The organism is Nitrospirillum amazonense (genome assembly GCF_007828035.1).
Taxonomy (GTDB): Bacteria; Pseudomonadota; Alphaproteobacteria; order Azospirillales; family Azospirillaceae; genus Nitrospirillum; species Nitrospirillum amazonense.
This window is the reverse complement of the sequence record NZ_VITV01000010.1, coordinates 148,207-161,448: the sequence shown is the minus strand read 5'-3', so window position 1 is coordinate 161,448 and position 13,242 is coordinate 148,207. Positions and strand designations below refer to the sequence as shown.

Genomic DNA, 13,242 nt, shown 5'->3' with positions numbered 1-13,242 from the left:
TCAGCTGCCCCGGTATGTCGAGTAGGCGTAGGGGCTGATCAGCAAGGGCACGTGGTAATGCTGGCCGGCATCGGATATCGCGAAGCGGATGGGCACCTCATCCAGGAAAGGCGGGTCGGTCAGGGCCACGCCGCGCGCCTGGAAATAGGCGCCGACGGCGAAGGTCAGTTCGTAACGGCCGACAGTCAAGTCGGTACCCGCCAGCAGCGGCGCGTCGCAGCGGCCGTCGGCGTTGGTGCGCGCCTCCGCCACGCGGGTGCGGGCGCCACCATCGCCCAGCCGGTCCAGCACGACGGTGATGCCGGCCCCGGGCCTGCCCGCCATGGTGTCCAGCACGTGGGTGGTCAGGCGTCCTTCGCCCCGGCCCGCATTCATATGGCCTGCACTCATGATGATCGCCCGTTCGTCGCCCTGATCTCGCTTATGCACAAAAGGTACATGGGGTGGCATCGCCCCGTCAGCCAGCCGCCCCTGGAAAGTCTTTCAAAACAATCAGGAAAGCGCCCATACCCAGGCGCACGATATGCTGCCTCTCGCCATGCTGGACCTTTAGGGGTCGCGGCGGCAACCCTATCGGGCGATGATGCGCCTAAAGGATCTGGGCACAACAGGGGATGCTGGGGGCATGATGACGGCGGATTACCCGCGCGACCTGATCGGCTATGGCGCCAACCCGCCCCAGGCGGACTGGCCGAACGCCGCCCGCATCGCGGTTCAGCTGGTGCTGAATTATGAGGAGGGCGGGGAGAACTGCATCCTGCATGGCGACGCCGCGTCCGAGGCCTTCCTGTCGGAAATGGTGGCGGCGCAGGCCCTGCCCGGCGTGCGCCACATGTCCATGGAATCGCTGTACGAATATGGCTCCCGCGTCGGTGTCTGGCGCCTGTTGAGGCTGTTCGAGAAGAAGAAGATCCCCCTTACCATCTTCGCCGTGGCCATGGCCGCCGAGCGTCATCCGGACGTCATCCGCGCCATGGTGGACCAGGGGCATGAGATCGCCAGCCATGGCTATCGCTGGATCAATTACCAGTATATGGACCCGGCCGAAGAGGCGGCGCACATGGCCAAGGCCATGACCATCCTGGAACAGGTCAGCGGCACCCGCCCCGTCGGCTGGTACACCGGCCGCACCAGCCCCAACACCCGCCGCCTGGTGGCGGAGCATGGCGGTTTCCTCTATGATGCCGACGCCTATGACGACGACCTGCCCTACTGGCAATTGGTAGGCGACAGGCCGCAGTTGATCGTGCCCTACACCCTGGACTGCAATGACATGCGCTTCGTCCAGGTCCAGGGTTTCCATTCCGGCGACCAGTTCTTCACCTACCTCAAGGACAGCTTCGATGCCCTGTATGCGGAGGGGGCGGAGACGCCGCGCATGATGTCGGTCGGCCTGCATTGCCGCCTGGTGGGCAAGCCCGGCCGCATCCAGGCGCTGGAACGGTTCCTGGACTATGCCGCGGCCCATGAGGGCGTATGGTTCGCCCGGCGCGCCGACATCGCCCGGCATTGGCACGCCCGCCATCCTTACAAGGGCGCCGCGGCATGAGCGATTTCTTCGACAGCCGCGAGGCTTTCGTCGCCCGCTTCGGCGGGGTGTTCGAGCATTCGCCCTGGATCGCCGAGGCCGCGTGGGACGCCGGCCTGCCCGCCGACGGGCGCACGGCCCAGGGCCTGCACGCCGCGCTGGTGACGCAGTTCCGGGCGGCGGGGCGGGAGCGGCGCCTGGGCGTGCTGCTGGCCCACCCCGACCTGGCCGGCCGCCTGGCCGTGCGGGGGGAGCTGACGGCGGACTCCACGGCGGAGCAGGCCTCCGCCGGGCTGGACAAGTGCACGCCGGAGGAATACGCGCGCTTCCAGGAATTGAACGACGCCTACAAGGCGCGCTTCGGCTTCCCCTTCATCCTGGCGGTGCGCGGCCTGACCCGCGCCGCCATTCTGAAGAATTTCGAGGCCCGGGTGGGCAATGATACGGATACCGAGTTCGCCACGGCGACGGCCCAGGTAGAGCGCATCGCGCTGCTGCGCCTGAAGGAGATGCTGCCGTGACCTTCGGCCCCGCCCTGATGGCGCGCCTGGACGACTTCGCCCGGCACAGCGCCGACCGGCCGGCCCTGACCCGCCTGTACCTGACGCGGGAGCACCGCGCCGCCGCCGAGCAGTTGCTGACCTGGATGCGCGAGGCGGGGATGGAGGCGCACCTGGACGCCGCCGGCACCGTGGTCGGCCGCTATGAAGGCGCGGCCCCAGGCCAACCGGCCCTGCTGCTGGGGTCGCACATCGACACGGTGCGCAACGCCGGCAAATACGATGGCAACCTGGGTGTGCTGGCCGCCGTGGCCGCCGTGGCGGAACTGAACCGCCGGGGGGAGCGCCTGCCCTATGCCATCGAGGTACTGGGCTTCGGCGATGAGGAGGGCGTGCGCTTCCCCGTCACCCTGACGGGCAGCCGCGCCGTGGCCGGCACCATCGCCCCCGACGCCATGGCCGCGCGCGACCGCGACGGCATCGCCCTGGGCGCCGCGCTGAAGGATTTCGGCGGCGACCCCGACGGCCTGGGGGCCGTGGCGCGCGACCCGTCCCAGGTGCTGGGCTTCGTCGAGGTGCATATCGAGCAGGGCCCGGTGCTGGAATCCCGGGGCCTGCCCCTGGGCATCGTCACCGCTATCAACGGCGCCAGCCGCTACGCCGTCACCGTCACCGGCCAGGCGGGCCACGCCGGCACCGTGCCCATGGCCCTGCGCCACGACCCCTTGGCGGCGGCGGCGGAAATGGTGCTGGCGGTGGAGACGGCCGGCGGGGCGGAACCCGACCTGGTCGCCACCGTGGGCCGCATCGAGGCCAAGCCGGGTGCGGTAAACGTCATTCCTGGCCAGGCCAGCTTCACCATCGACCTGCGCAGCCCGCGTGACGACAGCCGCAAAGCGGCCGCCGCCGGTCTGCTGGACACCCTGGCCGCCATCGCGGCGCGCCGGGGCGTGGTGCTGGACATACAGCCCACGCACGACGCCCCCGCCGCCCACTGCCACCCCGGCCTGATGCGCCAGCTGGGCCAGGCGGTGGCGCGGGCCGGCATCATCCCCCACCATTTGCCCAGCGGCGCCGGCCACGACGCCATGGCCTTGGCGGCATTGTGCCCCATGGCCATGCTGTTCGTGCGCTGCGCCGGCGGCATCAGCCACAACCCGGCGGAGGCCATCACGGTGGAGGATGCCGACCTGGCCGTCACCGTGCTGCTGGACTTCCTGCGCCGTTTCGACCCTGTTTCCCCCCTTGAAGGACCCCTGTCATGAACGCCGACACCGCCGCCACCATCCAGGGGGCCGTCCACACCTTCCTGACGGCCAAGCGGGAGGAGCAGGTGCGCTTCCTGGCGGAACTGATCAAGGTGCCCTCCGACAACCCGCCGGGCGACTGCGCGCCCCACGCCGCCCGCGCCGCCGAGCTGCTGGAGGGCTTGGGCTACTCCGTGGAACGCCACGTCGTGCCCGACGAATTGGTCAAGGCCAACGGCATGATCAGCGCCACCAACCTGATCGTGCGCCGGACGTTTGGTGCCGACGGCCCCACCATCGCCCTGAACGCCCATGGCGATGTAGTGGCGCCGGGCGAGGGCTGGACCGTCGATCCCTATGCCGCCACCGTCAAGGACGGTTGGATGTACGGGCGCGGCGTCGCCGTCTCGAAGTCCGACTTCGCCAGCTACACCTACGCGCTGATGGCGCTGGATGAGCTGGCGCGCCAGGGCGTGGCCCTGAACGGCACGGTGGAACTGCACCTGACCTATGATGAGGAGGCGGGCGGGGAGATCGGGCCGCGCTGGCTGTTGGACCAGGGCCTGACCAAGCCGGACTATGCCGTGTCCGCCGGCTTCAGCTACGGCATCGTCACCGCCCACAACGGCTGCCTGCATCTGGAGGTGGAGGTGCGGGGCAAGTCCGCCCATGCCGCCTTGCCAGCCACCGGCATCGACGCGCTGGAGGCTGCGACCGTCATCCTCAGCTGGCTGTACCAGCACCGCGCCGGCTATGCCGCCACCGTCTCGGCCGTGCCCGGCATCGGCAGCCCGCAGCTGACCGTGGGCCTCATCTCCGGCGGCATCAACACCAACGTCGTGCCCGACCGCATCACCTTCCGCCTGGACCGCCGCATGATCCCGGAAGAGCAGGGCGCGGCGGTGGAGGCCACCCTGCGCCAGGTCATCGCCGCGGCCGCCGCCGAACGGCCGGAAGCGACGGTGACCGTGCGCCGCATCCTGCTGGCGGAGCCGCTGAAGCCCATCGCCGGCACCGACCGCCTGACCGACGCGATCAGCCGCCACGCCAGCCGCATCCTGGGTGAGCCCGTGGCCGCCAAAGGCGTGCCCATCTACACCGACGCCCGCCACTACGCCGCCGCCGGCATCCCAACCGTGCTCTACGGCGCCGGCCCCCACACCATCGAGGAAGCCAACGCCCACCGCGCGGATGAGCGCCTGCCGCTGAGCGACCTGTACAAGGCGACCGAGGTCATGGCCCTGACGCTGGTGGATTTCCTGACGGCCTGATGCCCCAGCCCCCGCCTCACCGCCCAGGCCGGCGGGGGTTCCACGGCTTGCCGCTGACGATCTGCGCCAGGACCAGGGCGCCGTTGATCAGACCCATCACGCCCAGGATCACGGCGCCGAAGCGCGCGCCATGCACCAGGCCGATGGCCACCAGATTATCCGCCACCAGCACACCGATGGCCACCAGGGTCACGGCGGCCATGAGCAGGAAGCCCGGGCGCTTCTGTGGCGTGCGCATGCCGTGGACGCAGATGGCAAGGATGGCCAGCAGACCCAGGGCGGCGATGATGTCGAGAATCATGACGGCTTGATCACGCTTAAGCAGGACTACCGCTGTCTTACGGGATGGCTTGCCGCCTTGGCTATCGGTTTTCATTGTGGCCTGTAGACCTTGCCGGCGAGCACCCGGATGACTATAATGACCAATATAGTCATCAGGAGGAGGCGAACATGAAAACCTGGACCGTCGCGGAAGCGAAAGCCAAGTTCAGTGAGGTGATTGATCGCGCCGCCGCCGGGACCCCACAGGTCATCTCTCGTAATGGTCGCACCACCGCCGTGGTCGTCTCGGCCGAAGAGTGGGAACGCAAGACGAGACGTGTGGGCAATCTGGCCGAATTCTTCGCCGCGTCCCCCTTGCGTGATTCCGGCCTGATAGTGGAACGCGCGGCGGATAGCGCCCGCGAGATTGATCTGTGAACTATCTGCTGGACACCAACGTGGTGTCGGAGTGGGTGAAACCTCACCCTGACGCCGGTGTCATAGAATGGCTGGCCACGGCTGATGAGGATCGCCTCTACCTCAGCGTCGCCACCCTGGCGGAACTGCGTCAAGGCGTGCAGCGATTGGCGCCGGGGCAGCGCCGGAACCGACTGGATACATGGTTGCGGGATGACCTGCCCTTGCGTTTCGATCGCCGTGTCCTGGCCATCGACATGGCGGTGGCCGATGCCTGGGGTGTCATCGTGGCGCGCGGCCAGGCAACCGGCCGATCCATTAGCGTTATGGACGCCTTCATCGCCGCCACGGCGGAAATTCACGACCTTACATTGGTGACGCGCAACGTCGCCGATTTTGGCCTGTTGCAGCAGCCGATTTTAAATCCTTGGCGGACTGACTGAGGACGCCGTTCTGGCCCCCGACCCAAGGCCCTTGACTTATCCGTTCGCCATCGCTTACCGTAAGTCATGTCTTACGAACAAGCGCTAACTGCCCTGGCCGATCCCACCCGGCGGGCGGTGTTCGAGCGGTTGCGGGCCGGGCCGCAGCCGGTGGGGGAGTTGGCGCGGCATCTGCCCATCAGCCGACCGGCGGTGTCGCAGCACCTGAAGGTGCTGAAGGACGCCGGGCTGGTGACTGATCGGGCGGAAGGGACGCGGCGCATCTATCACATCGACCCGCACGGCCTGGGCGCGCTGCGCCGCTGGCTGGACCAGTTCTGGGAGACCGCGCTCGATGCCTTCGCGGCCGAAGCGGAGAGGACGAGCGACAAACCATAAGAGGGAGGCACCGCCATGCCGCTTGCTGAACGCACCATCGCCATCGCCCCCGTGGTGAAGACCGTGACGGTGAGGGCCAGCCAGGCCCACGCCTTCACGGTCTTCACCACCCGCTTCGCCAGTTGGTGGCCCGCGACCCACCACATCGGCAAGGCGCCCCTGGCCAACGCCATCATCGAACCCAAGGTGGACGGCCGCTGGTATGAGGTGGGCGACGACGGATCGGAATGCGACTGGGGCCGCGTGCTGGCGTGGGAGCCGCCGGCCCGCCTGGTGCTGAGCTGGCACCTGGACGGCGATTTCCAGGTCCGCACCGACACCTATTCGGAGGTGGAGGTGACCTTCACCGCCCTGGATGAGACCCTGACCCGGGTGACGCTGGAACACCGCGACCTGGACCGCTTCGGCGCGGAGAATGGCGAGCGCCTGCGGGCCAAGGTGGGCAGCGACGGCGGCTGGGGCGGCATCCTGGACCTGTACGCGACCGCCGCCAACGGGTGAAAACAGACGGGGGCCAAGGGGAGGAGACTCGATGGGGAAGATGGTCGACCGCGCGCTGGCGGTGCTGCTGATCCTGGGCGCCGGTGGGCACACCGCCGGCTCCTTCAACGCGTATGGCAGCCAGCCCATGGTGCTGCTGTGGGCCTTGAGCGCCAGCATCCTGGTCATCCTGTTGGGCGCCTTGAACCTGCTGCGGAGCGGCCGGCCGGGGGATAGGGCGTTGGCGTGGATCTGCGCCGCCGGCCTGATGGCGTGGATGGGCTGCTGTGTTGCCTTCGCCGCCATCGCCGGCACCTGGCTGGAACCGCATGCCGCCATCTTCCTGCTGTTGTCGGCCGGCCTGCTGGCCTTCAGCCTGCGGACCGCGCTGCGTCCCGAAGGATGGCCGCCAGCCGGCTGATGGCGGGTGCGATGGCATCCACCCCCACCCCGCCATAGCCGAAGGCGAGACCGGCGACGCCATCCCCCGGGACGGGTCCCCCTTGGGTGGGCCGCAGCGCATAGTTGGCCAGGCTTTCCACCCCGATGCCGGCGGCCAGGGCCCGGGCCACCACGGCGTCCGCGTCCACCGGCCGGCGGAAGCGCGTGGCCAGGTGCAGCCCCGCCACCGCCGGTACCGGCGCCAGCAGATCGCCGCAATGGGCGGCCAAGGCCCCCAGCAAGGCGGTGCGACGGTCATCATAAACGGCCCGCATGCGCCGGACGTGGCGGGCCAGATGCCCCTCGGCCATGAAGGCGGCCAGGGCGTCCTGCTCCACCACCGGGGCGTGCCAATCGGCCACCTGCTTGGCCCTCAGCACATGGTCCCGCGCCCAGGCGGGCACGGCGATGAAGCCGAGGCGCAGGGCCGGGAACAGGCTTTTGGAGAAGGTGCCGACATAGAAGACGCGGGTCCCGCCATCTAGGGTCTGCAGGGCATCCAGCGGCCGGCCGCCGTAGCGGAACTCCCCATCGTAATCGTCTTCGACGATCACAGCGCCGCTGGCGGCGGCATAGGCCAGCAGCGCCTGACGCCGCCGGGGCGACAGCGGCACGCCCAGGGGGAACTGGTGCGATGGCGTGACGTAGACCACCGCCGCGTCCGGCGGCAGGGCGTCGACCACCAGCCCCTCCCCATCCACCGGCACCGGATGAAGCCGGGCGCCGGCGGCCAGGAAGGCGCCCCTGGCGGAGGCGTAGCCGGGATCCTCCATCGCCACCACAGGCCGGTCCGGCGTCACCAGCACGCGGGCCAGCAGATCGAAGGCCTGCTGCGCGCCGGCGGTGATGATGATGTCGTCCGCCCGGCAAGCCACGGCGCGGGTGAAGGAAACGTGGCCCGCCACCGCCGCCCGCAGCGCCGACCGGCCCGCCGGCTCGCGATAGCCGGGCTGGGTGCGGGCAAAGGCGCGCAGCGCCCGGATGTACAGCCGCCCCCAGATGTCGAAGGGAAAGCCACTGGTGTCCGGCAGTCCCAGGCGGAAATTGACCGCCACCTCCGGCGGCGGGGTAGGCGTGCGGGCGCCGCCGGGCGCCAGCAACGCGGGGTTCAGCCGCACGCCGCTGGGCGGGCCGGGCGGCGGTGCCCCGGCCGCGGCGCCGGCCTGGGCTTTGGAGCCTGTGTCGGCGACGAAGGTGCCGGCGCCGGTGCGGGCGACGACATAGCCCTCGCTCAACAGCAGGTCGTATACCGTCACCACCGTGGTGCGGGACAGGCCGAGTTCCTGCGCCAGGGTCCGGCTGGGCGGCAGGGCCAGGCCCGGCGCCAGCCGCCCGTCCAGGATGGCGGCGCGCAACTGGTCATGCAGGGCGCGGCGGACATGGCGCGAGCCGGGCGGCGGCAGCGTCAGGCCGAGTTGCAAGGCGATGGTCAAGGTGTCGGCATCCGTAATTGGATCACCAAGAATACCACGGATCGGCTCTCGTTCCTGATCCAATTCCGCGCCATGCTGTCCCTATCGGATCCTGAAGGAATGCCCTGATGCGCACCCTTTTGCATGCCGGCCTGCTGATGGCCGCGCTCGCCACCTTCCCTGCCCATGCCGCCACGGACAGCGCGCCAGCCGTCAATGCGGAAAGCGGCCAAGGCCGGGCGGAGGCTGCGGGCACCGGCCTGCTGGGCCTGCCCGGTCCGGCGGCCACGCTGACCACCCTGGAGGGGGAGCGCATCGACCTTGGCGCCTACTACGGCAAGAAGCCGGTCTACCTGAAGTTCTGGGCCACCTGGTGCGTGCCCTGTCGGGAGCAGATGCCGGGCTTCGAGGCAGATTATGAGGCCCTGGGCGACAGGATGGCCATCATCGCCGTCAACACCGGCTTCAACGACAAGCCGGCGACGGTGCGCGACTTCCGGCAGAAGATGGGCCTGCGCATGCCGGTGGCGGTGGACGACGGCAGCCTGGCCGCCGCCCTGAACCTGCGGGTGACGCCGCAACACGTGGTCATCGGCCGCGACGGCCGCATCCTGTACGTCGGCCACCTGGCGGACGACAAATTGCACCAGGCGCTGCGGGCAGCCCTGGCGGAGGGCGAGAGTGCCGCCGGCATCGCCGCCGCCCCTGGCCATCCGCAGGAAGCGAGCTACAAACCGGGCGACATCCTGCCCGGCCTGACCACCAGCATCACCACCGGCCAGGCCTTCCCCGTGGGCGGCCCCAGCCGCGACGGCAAGCCCCGCGCCGTCCTGTTCTTCTCCCCCTGGTGCGAATCCTATCTTGCCACCAGTCGCCCGGCCATGGCGGCCGCCTGCCGCCAGGCACGGGAGGTGGCGTCCAGCCTGGCCGACCAGGGCCAGGCCCATTGGCTGGGTGTGGCCTCGGGCTTGTGGGCTTCGGCCAAGGACCTTGCCGACTACCAGGCCAACCCCAAGACGGCGGTACCGAGCGGCCTGCCCCTGACCCTGGACGCTGATGGCCACCTGTTCCGTGCCTTCGGTGTGCGCGAGGTGCCCAGCCTGGCCATCATCGATGCCAAGGGCCGCATCACCCGCATCCTGGGGCCGGAGGAAATCACCCTGGCCACCGCCCAGCGCACCGTCGCCCAAGCCCGCTGACCGATATGAACAACGGAGGAACCATTATGACCCCCACCGTCGGCGCCCCCACCGCGCATCCCATCGACGCCCTGGCCCAGGCCTGGGTTCCGCTGCGCCCCGGCCTGTCGTTCCGTCCGCTGCACTTCGCCGAGGACAGCTACGACCTGCAGCTGCGGGTGGAGCCCGGCACCGTCATCCCCCGCCACCGTCACAGCGGGGAGGTTCACGCCTACACCCTGTCGGGATCGCGCGAAATCATCGAGACGGGGGAGATCATCGGCCCCGGCGTTTTCGTCCACGAGCCCGCAGGCAATATAGACAGCTGGCGGACCGTGGGGGATGAGCCCTGCGTCATCCACATCAGCCTGACGGGGGATATCGATTATCTGGATGAGCGGGGCCAAGTGATAGGGACCACCAACAGCGCCAGCGCGCGGGCCGCCTATCTGGCCTGGTGCGCTGCCCAGGGCGTCGCCCCCCACCCCGCCCTGGCCTGACGGACGCACCGCCATGCACGCCATCTGCGAGACCTGCGGCACCCAGTTCACCACCACAACCCCACCCGACCATTGCCCCATCTGTGAGGATGAGCGCCAATATGTCGGCTGGCGGGGCCAACGCTGGACCACCATGGAGGGGCTGGCCGCCCGCCACCGCAGCCGTTTGGAGGAAGATGCGGGCCTGTTCGCGCTGGGCATGACGCCGCCCTTCGCCATCGACCAGCGCGCCCTTCTGCTGCCAACCGATGCCGGCACTATCCTGTGGGAATGCGTGCCGCTGGTGACGGGGGAGGGGGTGGCGGCGCTGAAGGCGCGGGGTGGCGTGGACAGGATCATCATCTCCCACCCCCATTTCTATGCGTCCATGGTGTCGTGGGGCGAGGCGCTGGGGAATATCCCTATCCTGCTGCATGCCGCCGATCGCGACTGGGTCATGCGCCCGGCGCCGCAGGTGGAATTCTGGGAGGGCGATCGCCTGGCCCTGTCGGACAGCGTCACCCTGATCCGCTGCGGCGGGCATTTCCCCGGCAGCACCGCCCTGCACTGGCGCGACGGCCCACGCCCCGGCGGCGCCCTGTTCCCCGGCGACGCGCTGCAGGTGGTGATGGACCGCCGGCACGTCACCTTCATGTACAGCTATCCCAATTACCTGCCCATGACGGCGGCGGATGTGCGGGGTATCCGCGACCGGCTGGCCGGCCTGCGGTTCGAGGATGTCTATGGCTATACCTGGGGCCGCAACATCATCAGCGGCGGGCGGGAAGCGGTGGACCGGTCCTTCGACCATTTCCTCGCGCGCCTAGAGACCTAAAGGCTTGGGCAGCGCCTCGAACGCCGGTCGGCCGAACAGATAACCCTGGATTAGGGTGATGCCGAGATCGCGAAGGGTGGCCAGTTCCTCGGCCGTCTCAACCCCTTCGGCCACCACGGTGATGCCCAGGGTCTGGCAAACCTGAACGATGGCAGCGACGATGGTCCGGCTGACGGAACGGTTGGCGACGTCACGGGTCAGTTCCATGTCGATCTTCAACACGTCCGGCTGGAACTTGGCCAACAAGGCGAGACCGGCGTAGCCGGCGCCGAAATCATCGATGGCGGCCAGGAAGCCCCGGCGGCGGTATTCATGGAATATCCCCAACAGGTGGGCCGGATCGTTGATGGGTTCATTTTCCGTCACCTCAAACATCAGGCGATCCAGGGCCATGCCCACGGCGCGGCTGGTCTGCACGGTGGTGCGCAAGCAATTTTCCGGCTGGTAGACCGCCGCCGGCATAAAGTTGATGGACAGGCGGGCGCCCGTGCCCGGCAGTCCCAGCGCCGCCGCCAGCTCTATGGCCTTGACCCGGCAGGCTTGATCGAAAGAATAGCGGTTGTCAGCATCCACGGCGGCCAGCACGGTGCCCGCACCTTCGCCATTCGGCCCACGCACCAGGGCCTCATAGGCAAAGACGGTACGGGCCGCGATATCAACGATAGGCTGGAAAGCCATCGTGAAGTCAAAGGATAGCTCCGCACCCTCGCGGCAGGCCTGGCAACCCATGGACGGACTCTTTCATGACGAAAAACGGGCTGAGCCGTGAGCGGTCCAACCACCGCTGCATATAATTCCACCTTCCCCGACTTCGACAAGGGGCCGGGAAAATCTGCGTCAGGCCTCCACCGCCACCTTGGCATGGCGGTCGATATAGGCGCCGATGTGCTGGGCCAGGGTGGCCGCCTGCATGCGGATGTCGGGCACGGCCGTCATTTCCCAGAAGGTGCCACGCGTGACCGGGCCGATGGCGTACAGCCCGGGAACCGGCCGGCCGCCGGCATCCAGCACCCGCGCCTCGGCGTCCACGTCCAGGCCCAGGTGCAGGGGGTCGGGGCGGATGGTGCCCTGGGCCAGCAGGTCGCGCACCAGCGGATCGGTCACCCGCAGGATGTCGCACGCCGGGCCGGAGCAGTTGATGACCTGGTCGACCGGGAAGGTGATGTCGCCATCCTCGTTCCGGGGACGGTAGGTCACGCGCACCCGGCCCTGCAGGGCGTCCGGCACCTCCTCAATGGATTGCAGCCGCCCGGCGGTGACGATCAGCGCACCCGTGGCCTGCAGGGCCGTCAGCTGGGTGGCGACGGCGGGCGCCAGGCGGTGGCGGTGCACGTCCCACCAAGGGCGTAGGTGGCGCAGGAAACGCTTCTTCTCGCCTAAGGGCAGGGCCTGCCAATAGGCCACCGTGCGCGGACGCAAGCTGTCGATCACCGGCTGCCAAGCGCGCCCCGCCGCCTGTTCCTGCCGCACCAGGCGGCGCACATGGGCCAGCGCGCGGGAGAGGGAGGTGGGCATATCCGGCGGCGGCGGCACCACGTGGGGCACGGCGTCCGTATGCCGGCGAGGCAGCAGGCCACGGCGCGACAGCGCCACGATCTGCCCCTGATGGCCGCGCGCCCGCAGGGACAGCACCGTGTCGACCATGGTGAGGCCAGTGCCCACCACCAGCACACTGTCGCGCACGCCGATGTCGCGTGCCACGCTGGGTGCCCAGGGATCGGGGTGGAAGCGGCTGGACCGGAAAAAGGCGCCGTCGAATAGGTGCGGCGGCTGCGGCGGGAAATTGCCGATGGCCAGCACGGCCGCGTCCAGCTTGTATTCCCGGCCCACGTCCAGGCGCACCACCATGCGCCCGCCCTCGTGCCGCAGGGCCACGGCCGTATCCGGCACCAGGATGAGGCGACCGGCGGAGCGTGACTGCTTGGCGGCGTCCGAGATCAGCTTTTGCAGGTAATGGCCGTAGGTCTGGCGCGCGACGAAACTGGCGGGGCCGGCGCCGGCCGCCCCCGGCACCGCATCGCCCTGCTGGCGCAGCCAGGCCAGGAAATGTTCCGGCTGGTCGGGGAACGCGCTCATGTTCCCGGCCCGAACGTTCAGCAGATGGGCGGGATTGCCGGTGGCGTAGGCCAGCCCCCGACCGAAGTCGGAGGCGCGTTCGATCAACAGGATGCGGGGACAGTCGGCCCCGCGGGACAGGAGGTGCAAGGCCAGCAAAGAACCGCTGAAGCCCGCGCCGATGATGGCGATGGTCGGCCGTGTCGTCATGGGTGTTCCTACCCGGCGCCGGTGGGGCGAGCCCAAGGGGACCGCAAATTGATCCCCATGCTCAATGGCGTCCACCCCCGCTGTCAAGCGACGTTTGGCTTACATAC

General features: G+C 69.1%; 17 protein-coding genes. 12 read left to right on the top strand and 5 right to left on the bottom strand.

Annotated elements, in window-relative coordinates:
* A complete protein-coding gene (uraH, locus tag FBZ87_RS23610; protein ID WP_246134554.1) occupies positions 1-390 on the bottom strand; it encodes a hydroxyisourate hydrolase in 390 nt (129 codons plus the stop codon).
* A gap of 235 nt (positions 391-625) precedes the next feature.
* Here uraH and puuE point away from each other — a divergent pair, with 235 nt between their 5' ends.
* Genes puuE through FBZ87_RS23590 form a run of 4 tightly spaced genes read left to right on the top strand, consistent with a single transcriptional unit; the run spans position 626 to position 4,546 of the window.
* Positions 626-1,549 carry an allantoinase PuuE gene (gene puuE / locus FBZ87_RS23605; RefSeq protein WP_422394446.1) on the top strand — a complete coding sequence of 308 codons (924 nt, stop codon included), beginning with the start codon at positions 626-628 and terminating at the stop codon, positions 1,547-1,549.
* On the top strand, positions 1,546-2,049 hold the full coding sequence (uraD, locus tag FBZ87_RS23600; protein WP_145613039.1) for a 2-oxo-4-hydroxy-4-carboxy-5-ureidoimidazoline decarboxylase: 504 nt from the start codon (positions 1,546-1,548) through the stop codon (positions 2,047-2,049). Before puuE ends, uraD begins: the two co-directional genes overlap by 4 nt.
* Positions 2,046-3,293 (top strand): allantoate amidohydrolase, encoded by a 1,248-nt coding sequence (locus FBZ87_RS23595; RefSeq protein ID WP_246134553.1) that lies wholly within the window; start codon positions 2,046-2,048, stop codon positions 3,291-3,293. The genes uraD and FBZ87_RS23595 overlap by 4 nt, the downstream gene beginning before the upstream one ends.
* Complete coding sequence (locus FBZ87_RS23590; RefSeq protein ID WP_145613038.1) at positions 3,290-4,546, top strand: M20/M25/M40 family metallo-hydrolase; 1,257 nt, start codon at positions 3,290-3,292, stop codon at positions 4,544-4,546. The genes FBZ87_RS23595 and FBZ87_RS23590 overlap by 4 nt, the downstream gene beginning before the upstream one ends.
* A gap of 16 nt (positions 4,547-4,562) precedes the next feature.
* Here FBZ87_RS23590 and FBZ87_RS23585 read toward each other — a convergent pair whose 3' ends face one another.
* Positions 4,563-4,847 carry a hypothetical protein gene (locus FBZ87_RS23585; RefSeq protein ID WP_145613037.1) on the bottom strand — a complete coding sequence of 95 codons (285 nt, stop codon included), beginning with the start codon at positions 4,845-4,847 and terminating at the stop codon, positions 4,563-4,565.
* Positions 4,848-4,996: 149 nt separating this feature from the next.
* Here FBZ87_RS23585 and FBZ87_RS23580 point away from each other — a divergent pair, with 149 nt between their 5' ends.
* From FBZ87_RS23580 to FBZ87_RS23560, 5 genes are all read left to right on the top strand, one after another.
* Entirely contained in the window at positions 4,997-5,245 is a 249-nt protein-coding gene (locus tag FBZ87_RS23580; protein WP_088875162.1) for a type II toxin-antitoxin system Phd/YefM family antitoxin, read from the top strand.
* Positions 5,242-5,667, top strand: a complete 426-nt coding sequence (locus FBZ87_RS23575; RefSeq protein WP_145613036.1) for a type II toxin-antitoxin system VapC family toxin — start codon at positions 5,242-5,244, stop codon at positions 5,665-5,667. The genes FBZ87_RS23580 and FBZ87_RS23575 overlap by 4 nt, the downstream gene beginning before the upstream one ends.
* 66 nt (positions 5,668-5,733) lie before the next feature.
* Positions 5,734-6,045 carry an ArsR/SmtB family transcription factor gene (locus tag FBZ87_RS23570; RefSeq protein WP_145613035.1) on the top strand — a complete coding sequence of 104 codons (312 nt, stop codon included), beginning with the start codon at positions 5,734-5,736 and terminating at the stop codon, positions 6,043-6,045.
* A 15-nt stretch (positions 6,046-6,060) separates the two neighbouring features.
* Entirely contained in the window at positions 6,061-6,546 is a 486-nt protein-coding gene (locus FBZ87_RS23565) for an SRPBCC family protein (protein WP_145613034.1), read from the top strand.
* 31 nt (positions 6,547-6,577) lie between these two features.
* Positions 6,578-6,946 carry a hypothetical protein gene (locus FBZ87_RS23560; RefSeq protein ID WP_145613033.1) on the top strand — a complete coding sequence of 123 codons (369 nt, stop codon included), beginning with the start codon at positions 6,578-6,580 and terminating at the stop codon, positions 6,944-6,946.
* Here the strand turns inward: FBZ87_RS23560 and pdxR are convergent.
* Positions 6,897-8,399: a MocR-like pyridoxine biosynthesis transcription factor PdxR gene (gene pdxR, locus FBZ87_RS23555; protein WP_211107139.1), complete on the bottom strand. Its 1,503-nt coding sequence runs from the start codon at positions 8,397-8,399 to the stop codon at positions 6,897-6,899. The genes FBZ87_RS23560 and pdxR overlap by 50 nt on opposite strands.
* Positions 8,400-8,506: 107 nt before the next feature.
* On the opposite strand from pdxR, the gene FBZ87_RS23550 reads away from it, so the two are divergent.
* Genes FBZ87_RS23550 through FBZ87_RS23540 form a run of 3 tightly spaced genes read left to right on the top strand, consistent with a single transcriptional unit; the run spans position 8,507 to position 10,870 of the window.
* Positions 8,507-9,577, top strand: coding sequence for a redoxin domain-containing protein (locus tag FBZ87_RS23550; RefSeq protein WP_211107138.1), 1,071 nt, complete (start codon positions 8,507-8,509; stop codon positions 9,575-9,577).
* Positions 9,578-9,603: 26 nt separating this feature from the next.
* A complete protein-coding gene (locus tag FBZ87_RS23545) occupies positions 9,604-10,056 on the top strand; it encodes a cupin domain-containing protein (protein ID WP_145613032.1) in 453 nt (150 codons plus the stop codon).
* Between the two features lie 13 nt (positions 10,057-10,069).
* Positions 10,070-10,870 carry an MBL fold metallo-hydrolase gene (locus FBZ87_RS23540; RefSeq protein ID WP_145613031.1) on the top strand — a complete coding sequence of 267 codons (801 nt, stop codon included), beginning with the start codon at positions 10,070-10,072 and terminating at the stop codon, positions 10,868-10,870.
* Here the strand turns inward: FBZ87_RS23540 and FBZ87_RS23535 are convergent.
* Positions 10,859-11,548 carry an EAL domain-containing protein gene (locus FBZ87_RS23535; protein WP_211107136.1) on the bottom strand — a complete coding sequence of 230 codons (690 nt, stop codon included), beginning with the start codon at positions 11,546-11,548 and terminating at the stop codon, positions 10,859-10,861. The two genes, FBZ87_RS23540 and FBZ87_RS23535, sit on opposite strands and share 12 nt — an antisense overlap.
* 159 nt (positions 11,549-11,707) lie before the next feature.
* Positions 11,708-13,135, bottom strand: coding sequence for an FAD/NAD(P)-binding protein (locus tag FBZ87_RS23530; protein ID WP_145613029.1), 1,428 nt, complete (start codon positions 13,133-13,135; stop codon positions 11,708-11,710).
* Positions 13,136-13,242 lie beyond the last annotated feature (107 nt).